The 22,048-nt window shown below is 38.9% G+C and carries 18 protein-coding genes and 1 pseudogene; 11 read left to right on the top strand and 8 right to left on the bottom strand.

What is annotated here, in order from left to right; translation table 11 throughout:
- Positions 1 to 708: 708 nt before the first annotated feature.
- From NNJ85_RS03430 to ccmA, 5 genes are read right to left on the bottom strand one after another with little or no spacing between them, the layout of a single operon-like run.
- Positions 709 to 1,302, bottom strand: a complete 594-nt coding sequence (locus NNJ85_RS03430) for a DsbE family thiol:disulfide interchange protein (RefSeq protein WP_254473545.1) — start codon at positions 1,300 to 1,302, stop codon at positions 709 to 711.
- Complete coding sequence (locus tag NNJ85_RS03425) at positions 1,277 to 1,528, bottom strand: hypothetical protein (RefSeq protein WP_254473544.1); 252 nt, start codon at positions 1,526 to 1,528, stop codon at positions 1,277 to 1,279. The genes NNJ85_RS03430 and NNJ85_RS03425 overlap by 26 nt, the downstream gene beginning before the upstream one ends.
- The gene (locus NNJ85_RS03420; protein WP_254473928.1) at positions 1,516 to 2,295 is read right to left on the bottom strand and encodes a heme ABC transporter permease; all 780 of its coding nucleotides are present in this window, start codon (positions 2,293 to 2,295) and stop codon (positions 1,516 to 1,518) included. The genes NNJ85_RS03425 and NNJ85_RS03420 overlap by 13 nt, the downstream gene beginning before the upstream one ends.
- Positions 2,296 to 2,341: 46 nt before the next feature.
- Positions 2,342 to 3,007: a heme exporter protein CcmB gene (gene ccmB, locus NNJ85_RS03415; RefSeq protein ID WP_254473543.1), complete on the bottom strand. Its 666-nt coding sequence runs from the start codon at positions 3,005 to 3,007 to the stop codon at positions 2,342 to 2,344.
- 11 nt (positions 3,008 to 3,018) lie between these two features.
- Positions 3,019 to 3,630: a heme ABC exporter ATP-binding protein CcmA gene (gene ccmA / locus NNJ85_RS03410; RefSeq protein WP_254473542.1), complete on the bottom strand. Its 612-nt coding sequence runs from the start codon at positions 3,628 to 3,630 to the stop codon at positions 3,019 to 3,021.
- 296 nt (positions 3,631 to 3,926) lie between these two features.
- Here ccmA and acnA point away from each other — a divergent pair, with 296 nt between their 5' ends.
- The 11 genes from acnA to gpsA all read left to right on the top strand — a co-directional run bounded on the left by acnA (position 3,927) and on the right by gpsA (position 18,601).
- On the top strand, positions 3,927 to 6,614 hold the full coding sequence (acnA, locus tag NNJ85_RS03405; RefSeq protein WP_254473541.1) for an aconitate hydratase AcnA: 2,688 nt from the start codon (positions 3,927 to 3,929) through the stop codon (positions 6,612 to 6,614).
- A 241-nt stretch (positions 6,615 to 6,855) separates the two neighbouring features.
- On the top strand, positions 6,856 to 7,122 hold the full coding sequence (rpsT, locus tag NNJ85_RS03400) for a 30S ribosomal protein S20 (RefSeq protein ID WP_254473540.1): 267 nt from the start codon (positions 6,856 to 6,858) through the stop codon (positions 7,120 to 7,122).
- Between the two features lie 711 nt (positions 7,123 to 7,833).
- Positions 7,834 to 9,405 (top strand): chromosomal replication initiator protein DnaA, encoded by a 1,572-nt coding sequence (dnaA, locus tag NNJ85_RS03395; protein ID WP_254473537.1) that lies wholly within the window; start codon positions 7,834 to 7,836, stop codon positions 9,403 to 9,405.
- A 186-nt stretch (positions 9,406 to 9,591) separates the two neighbouring features.
- Entirely contained in the window at positions 9,592 to 10,713 is a 1,122-nt protein-coding gene (gene dnaN / locus NNJ85_RS03390) for a DNA polymerase III subunit beta (RefSeq protein ID WP_254473535.1), read from the top strand.
- Positions 10,714 to 10,733: 20 nt separating this feature from the next.
- A complete protein-coding gene (recF, locus tag NNJ85_RS03385; protein ID WP_254473533.1) occupies positions 10,734 to 11,867 on the top strand; it encodes a DNA replication/repair protein RecF in 1,134 nt (377 codons plus the stop codon).
- Positions 11,868 to 11,920: 53 nt separating this feature from the next.
- A complete protein-coding gene (aroQ, locus tag NNJ85_RS03380) occupies positions 11,921 to 12,370 on the top strand; it encodes a type II 3-dehydroquinate dehydratase (RefSeq protein ID WP_254473532.1) in 450 nt (149 codons plus the stop codon).
- A 125-nt stretch (positions 12,371 to 12,495) separates the two neighbouring features.
- Positions 12,496 to 13,467, top strand: coding sequence for a ubiquinol oxidase subunit II (gene cyoA / locus NNJ85_RS03375; protein ID WP_254473531.1), 972 nt, complete (start codon positions 12,496 to 12,498; stop codon positions 13,465 to 13,467).
- Between the two features lie 75 nt (positions 13,468 to 13,542).
- Positions 13,543 to 15,561 carry a cytochrome o ubiquinol oxidase subunit I gene (cyoB, locus tag NNJ85_RS03370; RefSeq protein ID WP_254473530.1) on the top strand — a complete coding sequence of 673 codons (2,019 nt, stop codon included), beginning with the start codon at positions 13,543 to 13,545 and terminating at the stop codon, positions 15,559 to 15,561.
- The gene (locus NNJ85_RS03365) at positions 15,558 to 16,226 is read left to right on the top strand and encodes a cytochrome (ubi)quinol oxidase subunit III (protein WP_254473529.1); all 669 of its coding nucleotides are present in this window, start codon (positions 15,558 to 15,560) and stop codon (positions 16,224 to 16,226) included. The genes cyoB and NNJ85_RS03365 overlap by 4 nt, the downstream gene beginning before the upstream one ends.
- Positions 16,223 to 17,194 (top strand): cytochrome o ubiquinol oxidase subunit IV, encoded by a 972-nt coding sequence (gene cyoD / locus NNJ85_RS03360; RefSeq protein WP_254473528.1) that lies wholly within the window; start codon positions 16,223 to 16,225, stop codon positions 17,192 to 17,194. The genes NNJ85_RS03365 and cyoD overlap by 4 nt, the downstream gene beginning before the upstream one ends.
- A gap of 402 nt (positions 17,195 to 17,596) precedes the next feature.
- Positions 17,597 to 18,601 (top strand): NAD(P)H-dependent glycerol-3-phosphate dehydrogenase, encoded by a 1,005-nt coding sequence (gene gpsA, locus NNJ85_RS03355; protein WP_254473527.1) that lies wholly within the window; start codon positions 17,597 to 17,599, stop codon positions 18,599 to 18,601.
- A gap of 320 nt (positions 18,602 to 18,921) precedes the next feature.
- Here gpsA and NNJ85_RS03350 read toward each other — a convergent pair.
- The 3 genes and pseudogenes from NNJ85_RS03350 to fabB all read right to left on the bottom strand — a co-directional run.
- Positions 18,922 to 19,089: pseudogene (locus tag NNJ85_RS03350) on the bottom strand (integrase); the annotation flags it as partial.
- A gap of 832 nt (positions 19,090 to 19,921) precedes the next feature.
- Entirely contained in the window at positions 19,922 to 20,740 is an 819-nt protein-coding gene (fabI, locus tag NNJ85_RS03345; RefSeq protein ID WP_254473525.1) for an enoyl-ACP reductase FabI, read from the bottom strand.
- A gap of 47 nt (positions 20,741 to 20,787) precedes the next feature.
- Positions 20,788 to 22,008 carry a beta-ketoacyl-ACP synthase I gene (gene fabB, locus NNJ85_RS03340; protein ID WP_254473523.1) on the bottom strand — a complete coding sequence of 407 codons (1,221 nt, stop codon included), beginning with the start codon at positions 22,006 to 22,008 and terminating at the stop codon, positions 20,788 to 20,790.
- Between the last annotated feature and the right edge of the window lie 40 nt (positions 22,009 to 22,048).

Below are 22,048 nucleotides of genomic sequence, written 5' to 3'. Positions count from 1 at the left end.
CATAAAAATGATAAAGCCCATTTTATTCGCGCTATAAAAACTTAAAGCATAAGCTCATATGAAGCTCTTGAATATTTCTTTCCTTAGCATTTTTCGATGTATGCCAATGATCTTTCTGTTGAAATCACTATTCACTCGATATGCCTTTTTAAAAAGAGAAGCCCTGTAAAAGATACTTTCTTTTCTCGAAAGGGCTTCTTTTTGACTATAGTCATATTTTCTTACTCGAATTTGTCTTACTTAAGAGTCAAAAAAGACCATTGGTTATGATGATAAGAGAAATTATCGAGAAAATAAGAGCCTATAAATCAAAGAATCAATATGAACCTTATAAAATTCTTACAAACAAAGAGTGCTCTGGGAATAAATATAACAATGACACTATGAAAAAACGGATTTCTTATTCTCAAAGATGAGAATAGTTAGGAATACCTCTCATAACAATGTGTATTTTACATAAAAAGGGCTCTATAAACAAAATGGTGAGCATAGAGCGATAAAACTTTGTCTTCTTACAAACCTGCATTCTTGTATTTTTCAATTTAAAACATTGTTCATTATACTTATATTAAAAAAATGCACAAAAAGGCATTTTTAGTCTTTTCTTAGCTGTTTTTCTTGATTCAACATAAAAAGATTTGAAAAAATCTCATAATATTCGGTGTTTTCATTGAATAGAGAGAAATGGTAAATCAATACTTTTATATTTTATTTTTCTTTTGTCATAATTGCTTGTTCAATTTTTGGGAGAATTTTTTTTTGATAAATTTGCCATGTTAAGGGGCCAACATGTTTGGCAATAATGATGCTCTCTTTATTTAAGAGAAAGGTTTCTGGTGGTCCATATACCCCCCAGTCAATGGCTGTATATCCTGAAACATCAAAGCCAATCAATTTAAAAGGATGACCAAAATGATTTAAAAAGTGCAGGGCATTTGCTTTGTTATCCTTATAATTAATACCAATTAGATCAAAACGTTTATCTTGTGCAATTTTCATAAGAAGAGGATGCTCTTCGCGACAGGGTAAACACCAAGAACCCCAAAAATTGATCAATGTGACACGTCCTTTAAACTGTTTTGAATTAAGATAACCTTCCTTATCAAGAAGAGGAAGATGTGTATTGGGGGCAGGTTTTCCAGCCAATGCATTTGGGAGAAGAAAAGAATCTTGGGGGTATTTTTTATTCATAAAGTTGAAAAAAAACATCATGAGAAGAAGAAAAAGCAGAAATGGTCCAAAAAGAATAAACAAAACAGGTAAAGATATATTTTCTTTAAGTTTTGGAGGGATGTTCTTCATTATATTTTTCTTTTTGTGACAGTTCTTTTTTATTTAGTTGTTGGAGAATTTTTTTTTGGTAGAAGGCTTTGCAAAGAATATAGCCAATAAGACAGAGGAGAGATATTGCAGAAAGCGTATAGCTTAAAAAAACAATTTGCTCGTGTTTAAGGGTGCCAAGGAAAAAATCAATTTTCAAAGATAGATTTCCTAAAAGTTCGCTGTGGATGCCATTTAGGTTGAGCATGATGAAGAGTCCTGTTGTTTGGCACGACGGGATTTTTTAATTTGAAGTATTTTGATATAACGGTTATTGATCTCATTTCGCATAGCCATCACATAGAGCGCAATAAACATAAAGACGAAACAAAATAACATGGTTATAAGGGGCCATAACATAGCATTGTCGATGGTTGGTCCTCCAGCACGTAACAAAGAGGCTGGTTGATGCAATGTATTCCACCACTTAACGGAAAATTTAATAATAGGGATATTAACAAATCCAACAAGGGTAAGAATTGCAGTCGCGCGAGCGGCTTTTACTTGATTGTCAAAAGCACGCCCAAGCAGAATAATGGCAAGGTAGATAAAAAGCAGAATTAAAACCGATGTTAATCGTGCATCCCATACCCACCATGTTCCCCACGTAGGGCGTCCCCAAAGTGCTCCTGTCATGAGAGCCAAGGCAGTAAAAATTGCTCCCATGGGCGCCCCGCATTTGAGAGCCACATCAGCAAGATGATATTTCCAAATCAAGTTTCCTAATGCTGCTACACTTATGGTTATATAACAGAATGTAGATAACCACGCAAAAGGGACATGAAGGTACATAATCTTAACAGTCATACCCTGTTGATAGTCGTCTGGAGAATGCATCACTAGAATAAGCCCTAGGATAAGCAGACATAATGTTATGCTAGCTAACCAAGGTAAAATGATTTTGCTTATTTTCATAAAACGGACAAAACTTGTAGGGAGTGACCTCATTTTATATGTGCGCGATAGTTCATTCATAGAATTCATAATAGGCAAAGTTTTTCTATACGGCAATCATCTTTTATTATTCAGATAAAAGCTTGAGTGCTAAAGCGGCAACAAAAGAGCTAAAGAGACTCAAAAATAGTGAAAAAGCGCTAAGAAGAGCTAAGGAAGAGAGAAAAGAGGCATTTGGATTTGTTGGCGCTGTAGCAGCAGAAACGCCAAAAATCATAATTGGAATGATCCACGGCAAGATAATGATGAAAATAAGAAGCGTGCTATGCGACAATGAGCTTGCAAGTGCCGCTCCTATGGCGCCAATAAAAATAATAGCTGGTGTTCCACATAAAAGAGTAAGTATTGTTGAAAAAGTTATTGTGACATCTAAGTGGAGCATGAGAGCTAAAATAGGCGTGGCAAAAATGAGAGGAAGCATTGTTCCTACCCAATGGGTGATGCATTTTATAAAGATAATCAATGTAAAACTTTGTCTTTGTTCTGAAAGGATAAATTGGTCGAGATTACCATCATCGCGATCGATTTGAAAAAGTTTGTTCAGATTGAGGAGTCCTGCGAGAAGGGCTCCAAACCACAGTATCCCTGGCCCTATTTGTGCAAGAATTCTTGGATCTGGTCCAATAGCAAAGGGAGTTATGACCACAACAGCGATGAAGAACAATAGTCCTGTTAGCGAAGAGGTTTGTGGCTCTAATAGTAGTTTAAGATCACGCCAGAACAGTGCTTTCATTTTATTCTCTCCTAGAGAGGTAAAAATTTTTCCAGAGCGATTGTATGGTTTTCTGGAATACCTAAGGAATTATGGGTTGCGGCGATAATCATACCCCCTTGATTGAGGTGACGCTGAAAAATACGAGCAAGGAGTTTCTGAGCATAGCTATCAAGTCCTGATATTGGTTCATCTAAAATCCAAATAGGGCGATAGGAGAGCAAAAGACGAGCAAGAGCGACACGCCTTTGTTGCCCAGTTGACAGTGTGTTAAAGGGTAAATATTCAAGATCAGAAAGACCAATATTGGCAATGGCTTCAGAGGAGGAGTACAGAGGTTGTCCATAAAACTCTGCCCAAAATTGCAAATTATCAATGACAGATAAAGGAGGTTTCATAGCATTTTGAGGACCAAGATAATGACACGCAGTTGTAACAGGGTATTTTTGTTTACCGTCTTTAAGTATGATATGACCTTCAGCAGCTTCAAGAAGGCCAACAATGATTCGCAGTAATGTAGATTTTCCGACGCCATTTGGTCCAGTGATTGTCATCAGTTGCCGTGGAAATAAACGAAAAGAAAGATCTTTGAACAGAATTTCCTCGTTTCTGTAAGCCGCTAAATCTTTGCCTGATAACACCATGTGATTGCCTATTTTTTTATTTTCCTATTCTTTATTGCATTATAGAATAAAAAAACACATTTTTTTATGCAATTGTCCCTAGAATAGTTCTAGAAATGGTTCTATAAGAGAGGCGTTACATCAATATCTGGTGTAGAATGATTTTTGGCGCTGATTTCCGCATTTACCTATGAAAAGTGGAGGGGGAAATGGATAGCGGAGGTAATTGCGTCTGCGCTCAAGCTGCGACCTTGACTCGTAGTTTGTGTTGTTCATTCCTGGAAATTGGGTGGTTTGTAGTATGAGGGTGGACAGTCATGATTCACATTGATAGCTTTAATTGTCGCAGAACATTAAAGGTTTGTGGCAAAGAATATACTTATTATAGTTTGGTCGAAGCGGAAAAGAATGGACTTGAAGGCATTTCACGTTTGCCGTTTTCGATGAAAGTTATTCTCGAAAATTTATTGCGATTTGAAGATGGTCGCACGGTTAAAAAAGAGGATATCCTTAATGTTGCTAAGTGGTTAAGTGACAAAGGACATGCAGGGGCAGAGATAGCCTACCGTCCTGCACGTGTTCTTATGCAAGACTTTACCGGTGTTCCGGCGGTTGTTGATCTTTCTGCAATGCGTGATGCCATGGTCAAACTTGGTGGAAACGCTGAAAAGATTAACCCTCTCATCCCCGTTGATCTTGTTATTGATCACTCAGTTATTGTTGATGATTTTGGCACTCCCATGGCCTTTAAGGAAAATGTTGAGCATGAATATGAACGCAATGGTGAGCGTTATCGTTTTCTGAAATGGGGGCAACAAGCCTTTCAAAATTTTCGTGTCGTTCCTCCAGGCACAGGGATTTGTCATCAGGTTAACCTTGAATATTTAGCACAATGTGTATGGATGAAGAATGAAGAGGGGGGGGAGACAGTTTATCCTGATACCTGTGTGGGAACTGATTCGCATACGACGATGGTCAATGGTTTGGGTGTTTTAGGTTGGGGGGTTGGTGGTATTGAAGCTGAAGCGGCAATGTTAGGCCAACCCGTCTCTATGTTATTACCTGAAGTGATTGGTTTTTACCTAACAGGGAAACTTAAAGAAGGTGTCACAGCTACTGATCTCGTGTTGACGGTGACCCAAATGCTTCGCCAGAAGGGCGTTGTTGGTAAATTTGTTGAATTTTTTGGCCCTGGTTTGGAGCATATGACTCTTGCTGATCGGGCGACGATTGGGAATATGGCACCTGAATATGGAGCAACCTGTGGTTTTTTTCCAATTGATAAGGAGACAGTGCGTTATCTCAATATGACAGGGCGTGATGAAAATCGGATTGCCTTAGTGGAGGCTTACTCCAAAGCACAAGGGATGTGGCATGACGAAAGGGTGGCTCATCCCGTTTTTAGTGATACAATTGAGTTAGATATAGGAACTGTTGTTCCTTCTATGGCTGGTCCTAAACGTCCGGAAGGGCGTATTGCATTGGAAAATGTTGGACAAGGTTTTGAGAAGGCATTGGTTGAAGATTATAAGAAAACTTCAGGACAAGATGAGCATTATCCGGTTGAAGGTGAAGAATATACGCTTAGTCACGGTGATGTGGTGATCGCTGCGATTACTTCCTGTACAAATACATCGAATCCAAGTGTTCTTATTGCAGCAGGTCTTTTGGCACGAAATGCTGTGGCAAAAGGTCTCAAAAGCAAACCATGGGTAAAAACTTCTCTTGCACCTGGTTCACAAGTTGTTGAAGCTTACCTTAAAAATTCGGGTCTGCAAAAAGATTTAGATGCATTAGGATTTAACTTAGTGGGGTTTGGATGCACAACATGTATTGGGAATTCTGGTCCTTTGCATCCTGCTATTTCCAAAACGATTAATGACAATGGTATTATTGCAGCTGCAGTTCTTTCAGGAAATCGTAATTTTGAAGGGCGTGTTTCCCCTGATGTGCAAGCAAATTATTTAGCTTCACCCCCATTAGTTGTTGCACATGCGCTTGTTGGGACGGTGTGTAAAGATTTAACCAAAGAGCCTCTTGGTGAAGATTCAAATGGTCAACCGATTTATTTGAGAGATATTTGGCCAACTTCTCAAGAAATACAGGCATTTATCGAAGAAAATGTTACTCGTAAGGTTTTTGCTGAAAAATATGCAGATGTCTTTAAGGGAGATGAAAATTGGCAAAAAGTTCAGATCCCTACAGGGTCTACCTATTCTTGGGATGAGCAATCCACCTATGTCCGTAATCCACCTTATTTCGATGATATGCAGAAAAATCCTGATGTCTTACCAGATATTAAGAATGCGCGGATTTTAGGTTTGTTTGGTGATAAAATCACGACAGATCATATTTCTCCTGCTGGTTCTATTAAGGCAGCTTCTCCTGCTGGAAAATATTTAATGGATCATGGTGTTAACGTTGCCGATTTTAATCAATATGGGACGCGCCGTGGGAATCATGAAGTTATGGTTCGTGGGACCTTTGCCAATATTCGCATTCGTAATTTCATGTTAGGAGAAAATGGTCGAGAAGGCGGTTATACGGTTCATTATCCATCAACGGTAGAACAAACCATTTACGATGCAGCGATGGCGTATAAACAAGAAGGTATTCCGCTCGTTGTTTTTGCGGGAATTGAATATGGCAATGGATCATCACGCGATTGGGCCGCCAAGGGGACCAATCTTCTTGGTATCAAAGCGGTGATTGTGCAATCTTTTGAAAGGATTCATCGCTCTAATCTTGTTGGTATGGGCATTGTTCCTTTTGTCTTTGAGGAAGGGTTAAGTTGGAAATCTTTAGGCTTAAAGGGAGATGAAAAGGTAACAATTGAAGGGATTCATAACTTGAAACCTCGTCAAAAGACTGTAGCAAAAATTACTTTTTCTGATGGTATGGTAAAAACCGTTCCATTATTATGCCGTGTTGATACTGAAGATGAGCTAGATTATTTGCATCATGGTGGGATTTTGCAATATGTCTTGCGTAAGCTAGCTGTTTAAATGCCTTTGTTCGTTGAGGGATATCTTTAAACGATTAAGCTATAAAGTTATGGATCAAAGAATTTGGTTTCGTTTTTTATGTTTGTCTTTGAAAATTTAATTGACGTTGGCTTTGACATTGCGCTATAAGCCACATGAATTATAGGCAGCTTTATAGTTTTGCTTGAGTTAGGTTTGTTTACATTGGTAGAGTTATTCTTAAGGCTCATTTTACCAAGGTGTTGAAAGAGAGATTATATTTATGGCGAATACACCTTCTGCTCGAAAAGCGGTGCGCAAGGGTGCAGCACGCACACAGGTTAATAGGGCCCGCCGTTCACGCGTTCGTACTTTTATACGTAAGTTTGATGATGCTGTAGCAGGGGGTGATAAGGCATCTGCAGAAATTGCATTTAAGAATTTTGAGCCTGAGATTATGCGTGCGGTTTCTAAAGGCGTTTTTCATAAAAATACTGCTGCGAGAAAAGTGTCGCGTTTAGCGAAACGTTTGAAGGCTCTCAGCGTTTAAGTTTTTTCTATTTTATTTAGAAATCAAGCCAGCATCCCTACGGACGCTGGCTTTTTGTTTATTATTCTAAAAAGTTTCTATTAAAAATAAGAATCAACAATGATTCTCTTCTTGAAAAAGGAGAGAAAGTTTATAGGGGAAGTATGGTTATCCACAAGCTTTGTGGATTTTTACAGAGTCTTTTTTGTCAAGCATTTTATTTTTTTTTTTTAATCTAAAGAGATTCTTTAATGATTGGTAAATTCAGAGAAAAAAAATGAATTGAATCAATAATTTTTCTCATTCCTCATTGAAATAAGCATTTTTAGAGTATTTTTTTGGGCTTTTGATTTTATTTTGACCTCTTGCATTTTACCTCTGCTGTTTTGTATGGTTCTTACTGAAGATTAAAAAGCATGAAGGGGTCACATCGGCGCATTATCCTGTATTTTGTTCAATATTAAATACTTTAGTTTAGGCTTTTTGAAGCTTTTGTGTTGGATAGATTTTCTGAGAGTCTTTTAGTTTTTTTAATGGGTATGTTTACCATTTTAGAAGGGTGGGTCATATCATGAGTACAAGTAAATCTTATTGGTCATCTTTGTTAGTGGGGTATGATGAGGCTATCCTAGGGGAGGGTGAGTAATCTTATTTGGGGTAGGGCGCTTTGCCTTTGCTAGATTTATTTTAGCGATTTGGCAGGACAAAATTTTATTTTTATCAGGATGGAAGATGGTGGATAAATTGAACTCTAAAGCTAGTTCCTTTAAAAGGGTTTCGGTGAATATCCTGTCAGCAGAGAACGTAATAAATAATAGAATGACGGAGAGTGATGGGGTCGTTTGTAGAAATACTTCTATAGGGCATTCTATTGTTGCAGAGGAGGAAAGTGCGGCGGCTTTTACACGTGTTATGGCACAATTAAAGGCGCAGGTTGGTGTTGAGGCTTATACCAGTTGGTTTGGTCGTGTGAAGCTTGCTGAATATAGCCATACCCTTGTAAAGCTTTCTGTTCCTACGGCTTTTTTACGTTCATGGATTAATAATCACTATGGTTCTCTTTTAACGCATTTATGGCAGCAAGAGAACTCGGCGATTCTTCGTGTTGAAGTCATCGTTCGCGGTATGGAACGCGTTTCAAGAGAAGTTGTTTGCAAAACAAGTGCACCTTCTGTTGTGCTGGAGGAGCAGGCGGCTTCTTCTTTTGTTGAGAGTTGTGCAGAGCATTCGGTCAAGAGTTCTCAAGCGGGGGTTTTTGGATCTCCTCTTGATTCTCGCTATACTTTTGAAAGTTTTGTTGAGGGGGCTTCTAATCGCGTTGCTTTAGCGGCAGCGCGTTCAATTGGGGAGGGGCATAAAAGTGCTTTGCGTTTTAATCCTCTTTTTATTCACGCGTCAGTTGGTTTAGGAAAGACACATTTGCTTCAAGCGATTGCCGCTTCTGCATTGAAGCGTTTAACGTCTGCACGTGTTATTTATTTAACGGCTGAATATTTTATGTGGCGTTTTGCAACAGCTATTCGTGATAATGATGCTCTTTCTTTTAAAGAACAGCTTCGCGATATAGACCTTTTGATTATTGATGATATGCAGTTTTTGCAGGGTAAGTCGATACAACATGAATTTTGCCATTTGCTTAATATGTTACTTGATAGTGCAAAACAGGTTGTTGTCGCTGCAGATCGTCCACCAGCTGAATTAGAATCGCTTGATCTTCGCGTTCGGTCTCGTCTTCAGGGAGGAGTTGCTCTTGAAATTGAAGCTCCAGATTATGAAATGCGTTTGCAAATGTTGCGTCAGCGGTTGAAAGTGGCACAGCAAGATGATGGCATGATATCAATTTCTGATGATGTCTTGGAATATATTGCAAAAACGGTTTTAGGGTCTGGGCGCGATATTGAAGGTGCATTTAACCAGCTTTTATTTCGTCAGTCTTTTGAGTCTGATTTATCTTTAGAACGGATTGATGAGTTATTAGGTCACTTGACACGTCCAGGTGAACCTAAGCGTATTCGGATTGAAGAAATTCAGCGTACGGTAGCACGCCATTATAATGTTTCTAAACAGGATTTGTTATCTAATCGTCGAACACGGACGGTTGTAAAGCCACGGCAAGTTGCGATGTATCTGGCGAAAGTATTAACACCTCGCTCGTTGCCAGAAATTGGTCGCCGTTTTGGTGGACGTGATCATACAACAGTTTTACACGCAGTGCGTAAAATTGAAGATTTGGTTTGTGGTGATCAGACCTTGGCTAAGGAGCTCGAATTGCTTAAGCGGTTGATTGGAGAACAGGCTGTATAGTGTTTATCGTTTTTTTCTTTGAAGAAACTTTAAGGGATTTAAGAAAGGATTTGTTTTTTCTATGCAGGAGTGGCTTGCCATTTTAAAAGAGGTTTAATAAACTCCAGCAAGCGATTCTTTAAAAAGGATCTGTTATTTTAATTCTAAGGAATTCTTATAGTTTTTGGTAAATCATACGGGGCTTTTATGCGTATTACAGTGGATCGCAATCAATTTCTCAAGTCTCTTGGTCGTGTTCACCGTGTGGTAGAGCGCCGTAATACTGTTCCTATTTTATCAAATGTGTTGATTGATGCAGAAGATGGTCATGTGCAGTTAAAGGCAACAGATCTCGATTTAGAGGTTACAGAATCTTTTACAGTTAATGTTGAACGAGCCGGAGCGACAACTGTTCCGGCATATTTGCTCTATGATATCATTCGCAAACTTCCTGAGGGCAATGAGGTTGTATTAGCCATCGATGAGAATCAAGCGGGCACAATGTCTGTTGTTTCAGGTTGTGCACATTTTCAACTTCAATGTCTTCCGAAGGCAGATTTTCCAGAGTCGCTTCCTGGGCAGTTTGGTTATCGTTTTTCTCTATCGGCGTCTGGGTTAAAACGTTTACTTGATTGCACACAATTTGCCATTTCTACTGAAGAAACCCGCTATTATCTTAATGGTATATACTTCCATGTTATTCATGATGGTGTTTTGAAACTGCGTTTGGTGGCAACGGATGGTCATCGTTTGGCACAAGTTGAGAGGGAAGCACCTTCAGGAGTCGAGGGAATACCCGGTGTTATTGTTCCTCGTAAAGCTGTAGGGGAGTTGCAAAAACTTCTTTCAGAAGAAAATGATGGTGATGTATGTATAGAACTTTCAGAGACGAAGATTCGTTTTTCTATAGGCTCTGTAATTTTTACATCAAAGTTAATTGATGGAACATTTCCAGATTATCAACGTGTTATCCCTCTTGGAAATGATAAAGAATTAATTGTTAATAGGCAGGATTTTTCTTCTGCCGTTGATCGTGTTTCAACGATTTCAAGTGATCGAGGGCGTGCAGTTAAGTTAATGATTGAGCATGGACAGTTAAGGCTTGTTGTTAATAGCCCTGATTCGGGCAGTGCGGAAGATCAATTATCCGTAACTTACACATCTGAACCACTTGAGATAGGGTTTAATTCACGGTATCTTTTGGATATTGCTGGGCAGCTTTCAAGCGATGAGATGGTTTTTATGTTGGCTGAAGCTGGAGCGCCAGCTCTGATTCGTGATAATGATGATGCGGATGTGCTCTATGTACTGATGCCTATTCGCGTTTAGGGGCAATTGTTTTGCAATGCATGGCAAGTCATGTGCACAAAGTGTCTGTGAGGCAGCTGAAGCTTTTACGTTATCGCAATTATTCTTTTTTTAATATTCATTTTTCGGGTCAGCATGTCGTTTTTACTGGGCACAACGGTGCTGGTAAGACAAATCTTTTAGAGGCGTTATCTTTTCTTTCTCCGGGTCGTGGTTTGCGACGGGCTGCATATTCTGATGTTAGCTTTATAGATGGTGGCGGTGAAGGATTTGTTGTCTTTGCCTGTCTTGAATGTGCTCTTTATGGTGAAGTAAAGATTGGTACTGCTTTGGAGGTTAGCGATAACAGTCGAAAGGTCCATATTAATGGTTTGAATGAGCCAAGTGACTGCTTAACAGATTACTGTCATATTAGTATCTTAACACCGTCTATGGACGGTCTTTTTACAGGTCCTTCGCTTGAGCGTCGTCGTTTTTTGGATCGTATGGTTTTGGCCATTGATCCTTTTCATAGTCGTCGCATAGCCGATTATGATAGAACTATGCGCGCACGTAATCGTTTGTTTTTGGATGGCAATGAAGATACTGCTTGGTTTGATGCTTTAGAAAAGCAGATGGCAGAATTGGCGACAGCTATTTCTGCGGCGCGTATTGATGTTATTCGGCTTTTAAATGACATGTTTACACAAATGCCATCTCAGATACTTTTTCCACGGGCTTTTTTGCAAATTGATGGTTTTTTGGAAACAGCTCTAAGGAAACTATCAGCCACTGAAGTTGAAGAGCAATTTTGTGATTTGTTGCGGCGTAATCGCGCAATGGATCGTGCTGTTGGGCGAACATTAGAGGGCCCCCATCGCACAGATTTACAAGTTTTTTATGCGGATAAAAATAAAGCCGCAACATCTTGTTCAACAGGTGAACAAAAAGCACTCCTGATAGGTTTGGTTTTGTGTCATGCACGTCTAACAGGTATGATATCGGAAAGGGCTCCTATTCTTCTTCTTGATGAAATGGCTGCTCATCTTGATCTATATCGGCGTGCTGCTTTATTTGATATTCTTGATGATTTAGCTGTGCAAACATTTATGACAGGAACAGATCGTCTTTTATTTGATGACTTGAAAGGACGCGCAGAATTTTTTGAGATTAAGGATGGCGCTTTATTACTGTAAAAAACATGCTAAATATTTTTTAATAAGTGATGGTCGAGAAGAAAAGGCTTGCTATGTCTGTGATGATAACGATTTTAAATGGTCCTAATTTAAATTTTCTGGGTCAACGTGAGCCAGGAATTTATGGAACTGAAACTCTAGAAGATATTGAAAAAAACTGTAGAGAATGGGCAAAAAGAGCTGATGTTATCGTAAATTTTTATCAAAGTAACTATGAGGGACAGTTAGTAGAATGGATACAAGAAGCAATAGGATTAAGTTCTGGATTGATCATTAACCCAGCGGCTTACAGTCATACATCTGTTGCTCTTCTTGATGCTCTAAAAATATTTTCAGGGCCAAAAGTAGAGGTTCATTTATCCCATATTTATCAACGCGAAACTTTCCGTCACCATTCTTATACATCTGCAGGTGTAGACGCTTTCATAACGGGGTGTGGAAGTGATGGATACCGGTTTGCACTCGAGTATATTGCAAAACAATTAATAAATTGTAAAAAGTAAAGAGTTATGCGTTGGATAAGAGGAATATAGGCATTGAATTCACTTGATAATTATTTTAAAATCTGTACAATATGAGGTATTATATTTATGACAATTTTTAGTGCGTGTGACGGGGGTAAATGAAGATGAAAAGCTTTGTTCGACAATTGGGAATGCTTGTTGTTTTAGGGGTAGCACTGCTTTTGTCTGGTTGTAAAATGGATGTCCTTCAGCCATCAGGTTATGTAGCACGTCAACAGCTTGTTTTGATCGTTGTTTGTGTACTTGTTATGCTTTGCGTTGTTATTCCAGTCATGGTAAGTGTGGTGTTTTTAGCGATAAAATATCGTGCATCGAATACGAAAGCGAACTATTCCCCTGATTGGGCGCATTCAAATAAAATTGAAGCATTAATGTGGGGTATTCCAATTGTAATCGTGATGGTTTTAGGTTCACTAACAGCTTATTATACCTATATGCTTGAGCCTGCAAAGCCTCTTCCAGTAGATGTTGTGGGTGAAGGAGAGCCATTACAGATTAATGCTGTCGCTCTTGATTGGAAGTGGGTTTTTATTTATCCTCAATATGGTGTTGCATCGATTAATGAAATTTACGCGCCTGAAGGACGTCAAGTTTTATTGCAATTGACGTCAGAAAATTCTGTCAATGCCTTTTGGGTCCCCAGGTTGGGTACAGTTCTTTACGCTATGCCGCAGATGAATGCTAAGTTGCATTTGATTGCTGAAGAACAAGGCGTATTCAAAGGGACCTCAGCAAATTACAGCGGCGATGGTTTTTCAGGGATGCGGTTTAAGTGGCATTCTGTGTCTTTGCAGGAGTTTGAAGATTGGATTGTAAAAGTTCGGGCTAGTGGTCAAGTACTTGATCGTAAATCTTATCGTCAACTTTCTATTGCGCCTCGTATGGGTGATATTGCTGCGAAGGAAAAAGATGCTAAAGTTCGTTATTTTGCACCTGTTGAGAAGCGGCTTTACTATCGCATTGTTAATCGATGTGTTGATGAAAATACGGTATGTAATGAAGATTTAATGAAACGTGCTGCTGCTCAGACACTGTGGGGTGCATTGTGTTCAGTATTTGATCCTGATGTTATTTAAAGGGTCAGTAGAAAAAGAGCCCTTTTAATATAAGGTTTCTTTAAAACTTGAATTTCATTTGAAATGGGTTGAGAAATGTTTGGAAGACTTACAGATCCTACAGCAGGTGCTTTTCATGCGCTTGCACATGAACCAATTGTTTTGTATACATGTATCGCGATTGTTGTGATTGGTTTAGTTACTGTTGTTGCTTTAACAGCGTTTGGGTTGTGGGGGGCTTTATGGCGAAATTGGATTACAACTGTTGACCATAAACGCATCGGTATTATGTACATAATCCTTGGAATTATTATGCTTGTTCGCGGTTTTGCGGACGCACTTATGATGCGAACGCATCAAGCTTTAGCTCTTGGGAGTGAAACAGCGGGTTATTTGCCCCCTGAGCATTTTGATCAAATTTTTTCGGCGCATGGCACGATCATGATTTTTTTCATGGCCACGCCCATTTTATTTGGCCTTTTTAATTATCTTATACCGCTTCAAATTGGTGCGCGTGATGTTGCTTTTCCCTTTGCAAATAATCTAGGTTTTTGGATTACGGCAGCTGGGGCGATTTTGATTAATATATCGCTGGGTGTTGGTAATTTTGGTCGTGGTGGTTGGCTCATGTATCCACCTTTTACAGAGTTGCAAACGAGTCCAGATACGGGGGTAGACTATTATTTATGGTCACTTCAGCTTTCTGGCATCGCGACAACTATGGGGTCAGTTAATTTCGTTGCAACTCTGATTAAGATGCGTGCTCCTGGAATGACAATGATGAGAATGCCTATTTTTTGTTGGAGCGCTTTTGTTAGTAATGTCCTTATTTTAGTTATTTATCCTGTCTTAACTGTAGCCTTTGCACTTTTGGCATGTGATCGTTATTTGGGTATGAATTTCTTTTCCAATGTTGGGGGCGGAAATCCGATGGTATGGATTAACTATGTTTGGGTTTTTGGTCATCCTGAGGTTTATGTTTTGGTTGTTCCTGCTTTTGGAATCGTTTCTGAGGTTGTATCAACTTTTTCTTCAAAACGCCTCTTTGGTTATACTTCCATGATATGGGCCATGTTGGTAATTTTGATTCTTTCGCTTCTTGTTTGGGGACATCATTTTTTCACAATGGGTGGTGGTGAAGCTGTAAATACCTTCTTTAGTATTGCTACGATGATCATATCAGTTCCAACGGGTGTAAAAGTCTTTAATTGGCTGCTAACGATGTATAAAGGTCGGATTCGCTTTGAGCCTCCTATGCTTTGGTGCATGGGAATGATTTTTACTTTTGTTGGTGGGGGATTAACGGGTGTTTTATTATCTATAGTTCCTGCTGATTGGCAGTTTCATAATTCGCTATTTTTGATAGCGCATTTTCATCATACGATTATTGGAGGCGTCGTTTTTGCTTATTTATCTGGACTTGCTTTTTGGTTTCCAAAAGTTTTCGGTTATAAACCAAATCGGATGCTAGGGATTGCATCTTTCTGGTGTTGGTTTATCGGTTTTTATCTCGCCTTTTTCCCTGTTTATGCCCTTGGGTTAATGGGAGCGACGCGTCGTCTTCAGCATTACATGGAACCTGGTTGGCAACCGATGTTTATTATTGCTGCTCTAGGTGCTTTTATTATTTTACTTGGTATCCTTTGTTTTGTGTTACAGGTTGTTTTGGCAATTTGGTACGGTATTAAGCATAAAGGTCACTTACCGGTAACGTTAAATGATTCTTGGGGTGATGCACGTACACTTGAATGGTTTACCTCTTCACCACCTCCTTCCTATAATTTTGCTCTTCTCCCAGAGATACAATCTGATGATGCTTATTGGAATATGAAGAAAAGTGGTTATCAACGTCCGACAAGTGGATTTACAAAAATTCATATGCCATCGAATACATCGGCTGGAATTATTGCTGGCTTCTTCTCATTAATTGTTGGTTTTGCGCTTGTTTGGCATATTTGGTGGCTCGTTGCGATCGGACTGGTTGGTTTTATTGCAACGCTTGTGTGTCGTTCATTAACAGGCGATCACCATGGTTATTATATTCGAGCTGAAGAAGTACAAAAAACTGAAGATGCCTTTACAGCTGTTCTTAAAAAACAAGGAGTGACAGTATGAGTGCAGTAACAATGAATGATGCGAGTACTGTGGATAAACTTCACCACGATAGTGGCTCGGTCATGATGTTTGGTTTTTGGGTCTATATTCTTTCAGACTTAATTCTGTTTTCGACACTTTTTTCAAGTTTTGCTGTTTTTTCTGCTTCTTATGGCGGCGGTAAAGCAGGCAATGAATTTATTGATTTAAAGTTTGTTTTAGTTGAGACGGCTTTCTTATTGTTTTCATCTGTCACTTATGGTTTTGCAATGGTACAAGCACATAAAAACAACATCAGTGGTGTGCGTTTATGGATGGCTATAACCTTTTTATTGGGGTGTTATTTCATTGGTATGGAACTTTACGAATTCCATGAACTTTTGAGTGAGGTCTTTTATTACGATCCAAATGCTTATGCGGGTATCGATTCTGCAACAGGTCTACAGCTTTTTGGACGGGAAATTCTCTCTGCTTATTGGTCAGCATTTTTTGCTTTGGTTGGCACTCATGGACTTCACGTAAGTGTTGGTCTTCTGTGGATGGTTGTGATGTTTTTTCATCTTCGTCGTAATGGCTTGGATCAGAATAATAAAACACGTTTAGCATGCCTTTCCATTTTTTGGCATTTACTTGATATTGTATGGGTTGGTGTTTTCACCATGGTTTATCTATTAGGAGCGTTATGATGAGCATGCAAAATGAAACACATGGTCCCAGTACTGGTTCCTATTTGGTTGGTTTTATTCTGGCTGTATTCTTCACCTTGGGTTCTTTTATCCCTGTGATGTATGGAATGATGGGAAGTTGGGCAATTAGTACAAAGGTTGCATATCTTATTGGGATGGCAATTATTCAGATTATAGTACAAATTGTTTTCTTTTTACATTTGAACTCTGGTCCAGATGCCAAATGGAATTTAAGCGCTTTATGGTTTGCTGCTATTTGCGTTTTTGTTATTATTGGAGGTACGTGGTGGGCTATTTCCCATTTGAATTATAATATGATGGGTGGCTCAGGACGTGTTATTGAACCGGAAATATCAGGGGTAAATGATTCTTCAGTATCTGAGCAATTATCAAACAAAGATATATCTGTAAGAAAACAGTCAGAAAAGGTGGTGGACTCAGAATTGTCCATGGAGCAAGTTCCAAGTGTGCAAACTCCTGTAGATCAAGTACCTGGTTCAGAAATGCCCATGAAGCAAGTTCCGAATATACAAACTCCTGTGGATCAAATACCTGGTTCAGAGATGCCTATGGAGCAAGTTCCAAGTATGCAAACTCCTGTAGATCAAGTACCTGGTTCAGAAATGCCCATGAAGCAAGTTCCGAATATGCAAACTCCTGTGGATCAAATACCTGGTTCAGAAATGCCCATGAAGCAAGTTCCGAATATACAAACTCCTGTGGATCAAATACCTGGTTCAGAGATGCCTATGAAGCAAGTTCCAAGTATACAAACTCCCGTGGAACAAGCACCTGGTTCAGAAGTGCCCATAGAGCAAGTTCCAAGTATACAAACTCCTGTGGAACAAGCACCTGGTTCAGAAGTGCCCATGAAGCAAGTTCCGAATATGCAAACTCCTGTGGATCAAATACCTGGTTCAGAGATGCCTATGGAGCAAGTTCCAAGTATGCAAACTCCTGTAGAATAGAGTGAGAAATACTTGTAGAGCTGATGCGGCACGTATCAGCTCTACGGGAGTTGTTGCAAAGATTAATAAGATATGAAGAGGGGGCTAAGTGTAAGATATCAGTGGAATAAGTATTATGATTTTGAATGTGCTTTTATTTTTAACAAGACGGTCCATTGAGCATTTAGTCAAGCTTTGATTTTTGAGATAAAGAGCTATTTGTAGAATATACAAAGGATGGTATTTGTACAATTCAATACAGATAGAGAGAGCGTGAGAAACACATTTTTATGTTGTGTGAGATAAAGCTACGAAGAAGTAACATTTTAGTTTTAGAGGATTTATATTAAAGAGAACAGTGAAGTTATTTTAATAATAATGTGCAACTGAAATCGATAATTTAGAGAATAATCAGAAAAATTAATGAAAACCATTGCAATGACAGTTATTGGTGCTGGTTCTTTTGGTACTGCATTAGCGATTGCTCTTGCTCGTAATGGTCATAATGTTTTACTTTGGGGATATAATTCTCAACACATCAAAAAATTACAAGAAGAACGTTGTAATCAAGTATATTTGCCTGATATTCGATTTCCTGAAAATTTATTCCTTGAAGCTTCGCTTAAAACTGCGATAACAGCAAGTGATAATATACTAATCGCTGTTCCAAGCCATGTATTTCATCAAGTGTTGTATAATATTCAGCCTTATTTGGATCGATATTCACGCGTTATTTGGGCAACGAAAGGTTTAGAATGTGGTACAGGACGTCTCTTACAAGAAGTCGCTCGTGAGATTTTAGGTGAAAAAATCCCTTTAGCGGTTTTTTCTGGACCAACTTTTGCTAAAGAACTCGCTATTGGTTGGCCTACTGCAATGACGATAGCTGCTTCTGATGTTGGGTTTGCTAAAGAATTGCAGCAACTTTTTCATTGTGACAGAAGTTTTAGAGTTTATAAAAGCTCAGATATGATTGGTGTTCAATTAGGGGGAGCCGTCAAAAATGTTATTGCTATTGGGGCAGGAATATCAGATGGCATGGGATTTGGGGCAAATGCACGAATAGCCCTCATCACACGAGGACTTGCTGAAATCAGCCGTTTAGGGGGCGCTATGGGTGCTGAGCTTTCCACATTTATGGGAATGACAGGCTTAGGTGATCTGGTTTTAACATGTACTGATAATCAGTCGCGTAATCGACGTTTTGGAATATTTCTTGGTAAAGGAATAGATATAAAAGAAGCGGAAAGACAAATTGGTCAGGTTGTGGAAGGGTACTTAAATACCAAGGAAGTATATATGTTAGCGCAACGTGTGGAGGTAGAAATGCCCATTGTAGAACAAATTTATCAAATTCTCTATTGTGGTAAAAACACAACTGAAGCGGCTAACACATTACTAAGACGCACTCTCAAGAATGAAATATAATTATTCCTGTATTTTAAATAATTTCAATCATAAAAAAAATAGAAACATTCTATGATAGAAATATAAAAAGTTTTGGCTCTTGTTAAGCACTTCTTTGAAAATAAATTATTGTTTCCACTCACATATGTTTGTGTAATGTAATGAAAGAGATATTTCAATTTTCTCTTAAACGCCTCTCACAATGATATTTGCAAACAGAATAATAGAAGATTCATTGGAGAGTAGTTTCTTAATTTATATAAGCTAGAAATATCACTGCTATTATTCAATTTCCAATATTATTTGCTGTGTGTAATGGCTTTTATATGCTAGAGAAGGGGGGTATTACGTATCTCTGTTTGCGTAATTTCTGAAACGGGGGAGACAGCCTAATTTAGGAAGTATATGAAGTTTTAAAAATCCAGTTCACATCTTTACCATCATTTTTTTTCAGTTTTACGACTTGTAAAGGCCTTTAAAGCGATATCTTTTAAATAATGGAGATTACTTTATACTTTCATTAAAGAACGAGAAAAATAAGGGCATGAGGTGAAGCGGAATCTTTATTATTAAAAAATATTGCGGTAGATACTTTAAAAAAACGTAAGATCTCAATTAAAGGATGATAGCAAAGCCGGAAGACGGTTCCTACTTTTATGCCTTTATATTTTTCCCCAAATTAGGTTATCTCCCTTCCATTTCAGAAATAAATCAACGGAAAATACGCGACATATTTTCTCCTATCTAGCATACGGAAACCGCAACAGCAAAGACAGCAATAAACCGTCTTAATATTTATCCTAAATATGTTGGCTTTGGGGTTGGATATTGATTTATAAGAAGTGCAAAAAGTACGGGTTTTGTTAGGAAAAGAACCCCATAAAACACAAAATTTTCAGCAAAACAAATTGGAGAGATAAACCGGCTCTTTATAAAACACTTTGCAAAACAATAATAATGACACAATTGGCTTTGTGTTTGCTTATCCTTATAGAGGGGCATACACGTTCTTTGCGTTATATTTATAAAGATTAGCTTGAGAGAAATATATGGATTATCCTTGGCTCGAAAAGTTGAAAGGAAAGCATAATAACTGTAAGAGAATTTCGTTTCCTTTATCATCAGAGGTATTAAAAATTTTTGAAACAAGCCATTTGCTATCTCGTAATGATTTTTTCTGCAACCGGTCATGTTCCCTTAGTGAGAATTGTATGTACATCATATGTGCAACAGATTGGATTTGAAGGACTTCTCCATGAAGCTTGGTCTAGTAGAGAAACACTCAATACGCGACTCAAGTACTCTGCAGATAATCGATTTTATTTGTTAGTTGGATATTTTTTATCCTTCTTGGGAATCTTCAGTTTTTTTCAGTTCTTCAAGTATTGGCATCGACATGATATTATAGCCTGAATCAACATAATGGATTTCACCTGTAACGCCTGATGACAAATCAGAGAGTAGGTAGAGAGCAGACTTTCCAATTTCGTGAATATTCACGGTACGACGTAATGGGGCGTTCCGTCGTTGATGTGAGAATATTGCACGGGCAGCTGCAATGCCATTACCTGCTAAAGTTCTAACAGGACCAGCTGAAATTGCATTGACGCGGATATTTTGCGGGCCAAAGTCAGCCGCCAAATAACGGACCATAGCTTCTAAAGCAGCTTTAGCAACCCCCATGATATTATAATTAGGGACCACTTGCTGTGAAGCGCCATAAGTAAGTGTTAAAAGAGCTCCTCCATGAGGCATAAGCTTTCCCGCACGCTGAGCAATTTCAGTAAAGGAATAAGCTGAAATAACCATTGTACGTTGAAAGTTTTCACGCGTTGTAACATCAACGTAACGCCCTTTTAGCTGATTTTTATCTGAAAAACCAATAGCATGGACAATAAAATCAATAGTTTTCCATTCGTTTTCAAGTTTCTCAAAGACCTCGTCTACATTTTCAATTTTTTCAACATCACACTCTAAAACTAATTTGCAGCCAAGCTTATCTGCTAGGGGCTGAACACGTTTTCCGAAAGCATCTCCTTGATAAGTTAAGGCTAATTCAGCTCCTGCTTGCGCAAGTTGACAGGCAATGCCCCAAGCAATTGAATGGTCATTCGCAATTCCCATAATAAGGCCACGTTTGCCCTCCATCAAACCTTTCATATTATTCTCCGTAAGACCGTATTTTTTCAATTACTAAGAACTCTCATTTATACATAGCGTTGAAAAACAAGCGTTGCATTGGTACCGCCAAAGCCAAAAGTATTCGACAACACGGTATTCAGTTGTTGATGATCACGTCGTTCACGAACGATTGGCATATCCGCAAAAGCTGGATCAAGTTCTTCAATATGAGCACTTTCACAGATAAAATTATGATTCATCATTAACAATGTATAGATTGCTTCATGAACACCTGCTGCTCCTAAGGAATGCCCTGTTAGAGATTTGGTAGCAGAAATGGGTGGGCATCGATCTCCCGCTCCAAAAATACGTCGGATAGCTTCTATTTCCGGAGGATCCCCAACAGGCGTTGCTGTTGCATGAGGATTGATATAATCAATTTTATTATTGACTGTTGCAAGGGCCATGCGCATGCACCGTTCTGCTCCTTCTCCAGATGGAGCGACCATATCGTGTCCATCGGATGTTGCACCATAACCAACAATTTCTCCATAGATTTTTGCACCACGCGCTTTAGCAAGTTCTAGATCTTCAAGGACTAAAACGCCAGCACCTCCAGCAATAACAAATCCATCACGATTGACATCGTAGGCTCGTGAAGCTTTATGAGGGATGTCATTATATCTGCTAGACATAGCGCCCATAGCATCAAATAAAACAGAGAGTGTCCAATCCAAATCTTCGCAGCCACCGGCAAAGACGCGATCCTGTTTACCATATTGGATCATTTCATAAGCATTTCCAATACAATGATTGGAAGTAGCACAAGCTGAAGAGATTGAATAATTGACCCCTTTTATTTTAAAAAAAGTTGCCAGTGTTGCAGATGCTGTAGAACTCATTGCTTTAGGCACAACAAAAGGCCCAACACGTTTCGGACCCTTTTGGCGCGTAATGTCGGAAGCTTCGACGATTGACTGCGTTGAAGCACCTCCAGAGCCCATAATAATCCCTGTGTGTTCGTTTGATACTTCGTAAGGCTCTAAACCAGCATCAGCAATTGCTTGATCCATGGCGATATGATTCCACGCTGTTCCACGTCCATGAAAACGTAAAGCTCGTCGGTCTACGAGTTCTTCTATATTAATATCAGGTTTACCGTAAACTCTGCTACGAAAGCCTAACTCAGCATATTGAGGTGCGTAAGAAATTCCGGATTTTGCTTCACTTAAACTGGTTAAAACGGTTTGGGGGTCATTCCCAATCGCGGAAACAATCCCCATTCCGGTTACAACAACACGACGCATTCATACCTCCTTATTCCATACAGAATAGCAAAAAATTCTT

The organism is Bartonella sp. B1098 (genome assembly GCF_944896145.1).
In the GTDB taxonomy this organism is placed as follows: Bacteria; Pseudomonadota; Alphaproteobacteria; order Rhizobiales; family Rhizobiaceae; genus Bartonella.
The sequence above is the reverse complement of the archived record's forward strand: the minus strand, read 5'-3'. Positions and strand labels throughout refer to the sequence as shown.

Excerpts from the sequence above, each read along its gene's own strand:
- NNJ85_RS03430 (WP_254473545.1), bottom strand. The coding sequence starts at position 1,302 with ATGAAGAACATCCCTCCAAAACTTAAAGAAAATATATCTTTACCTGTT.
- NNJ85_RS03425 (WP_254473544.1), bottom strand. The coding sequence starts at position 1,528 with ATGCTCAACCTAAATGGCATCCACAGCGAACTTTTAGGAAATCTATCT.
- NNJ85_RS03420 (WP_254473928.1), bottom strand. The coding sequence starts at position 2,295 with ATGAATGAACTATCGCGCACATATAAAATGAGGTCACTCCCTACAAGT.
- ccmB (WP_254473543.1), bottom strand. The coding sequence starts at position 3,007 with ATGAAAGCACTGTTCTGGCGTGATCTTAAACTACTATTAGAGCCACAA.
- ccmA (WP_254473542.1), bottom strand. The coding sequence starts at position 3,630 with ATGGTGTTATCAGGCAAAGATTTAGCGGCTTACAGAAACGAGGAAATT.
- acnA (WP_254473541.1), top strand. The coding sequence starts at position 3,927 with ATGATTCACATTGATAGCTTTAATTGTCGCAGAACATTAAAGGTTTGT.
- rpsT (WP_254473540.1), top strand. The coding sequence starts at position 6,856 with ATGGCGAATACACCTTCTGCTCGAAAAGCGGTGCGCAAGGGTGCAGCA.
- dnaA (WP_254473537.1), top strand. The coding sequence starts at position 7,834 with ATGGTGGATAAATTGAACTCTAAAGCTAGTTCCTTTAAAAGGGTTTCG.
- dnaN (WP_254473535.1), top strand. The coding sequence starts at position 9,592 with ATGCGTATTACAGTGGATCGCAATCAATTTCTCAAGTCTCTTGGTCGT.
- recF (WP_254473533.1), top strand. The coding sequence starts at position 10,734 with ATGGCAAGTCATGTGCACAAAGTGTCTGTGAGGCAGCTGAAGCTTTTA.
- aroQ (WP_254473532.1), top strand. The coding sequence starts at position 11,921 with ATGTCTGTGATGATAACGATTTTAAATGGTCCTAATTTAAATTTTCTG.
- cyoA (WP_254473531.1), top strand. The coding sequence starts at position 12,496 with ATGAAAAGCTTTGTTCGACAATTGGGAATGCTTGTTGTTTTAGGGGTA.
- cyoB (WP_254473530.1), top strand. The coding sequence starts at position 13,543 with ATGTTTGGAAGACTTACAGATCCTACAGCAGGTGCTTTTCATGCGCTT.
- NNJ85_RS03365 (WP_254473529.1), top strand. The coding sequence starts at position 15,558 with ATGAGTGCAGTAACAATGAATGATGCGAGTACTGTGGATAAACTTCAC.
- cyoD (WP_254473528.1), top strand. The coding sequence starts at position 16,223 with ATGATGAGCATGCAAAATGAAACACATGGTCCCAGTACTGGTTCCTAT.
- gpsA (WP_254473527.1), top strand. The coding sequence starts at position 17,597 with ATGAAAACCATTGCAATGACAGTTATTGGTGCTGGTTCTTTTGGTACT.
- fabI (WP_254473525.1), bottom strand. The coding sequence starts at position 20,740 with ATGAAAGGTTTGATGGAGGGCAAACGTGGCCTTATTATGGGAATTGCG.
- fabB (WP_254473523.1), bottom strand. The coding sequence starts at position 22,008 with ATGCGTCGTGTTGTTGTAACCGGAATGGGGATTGTTTCCGCGATTGGG.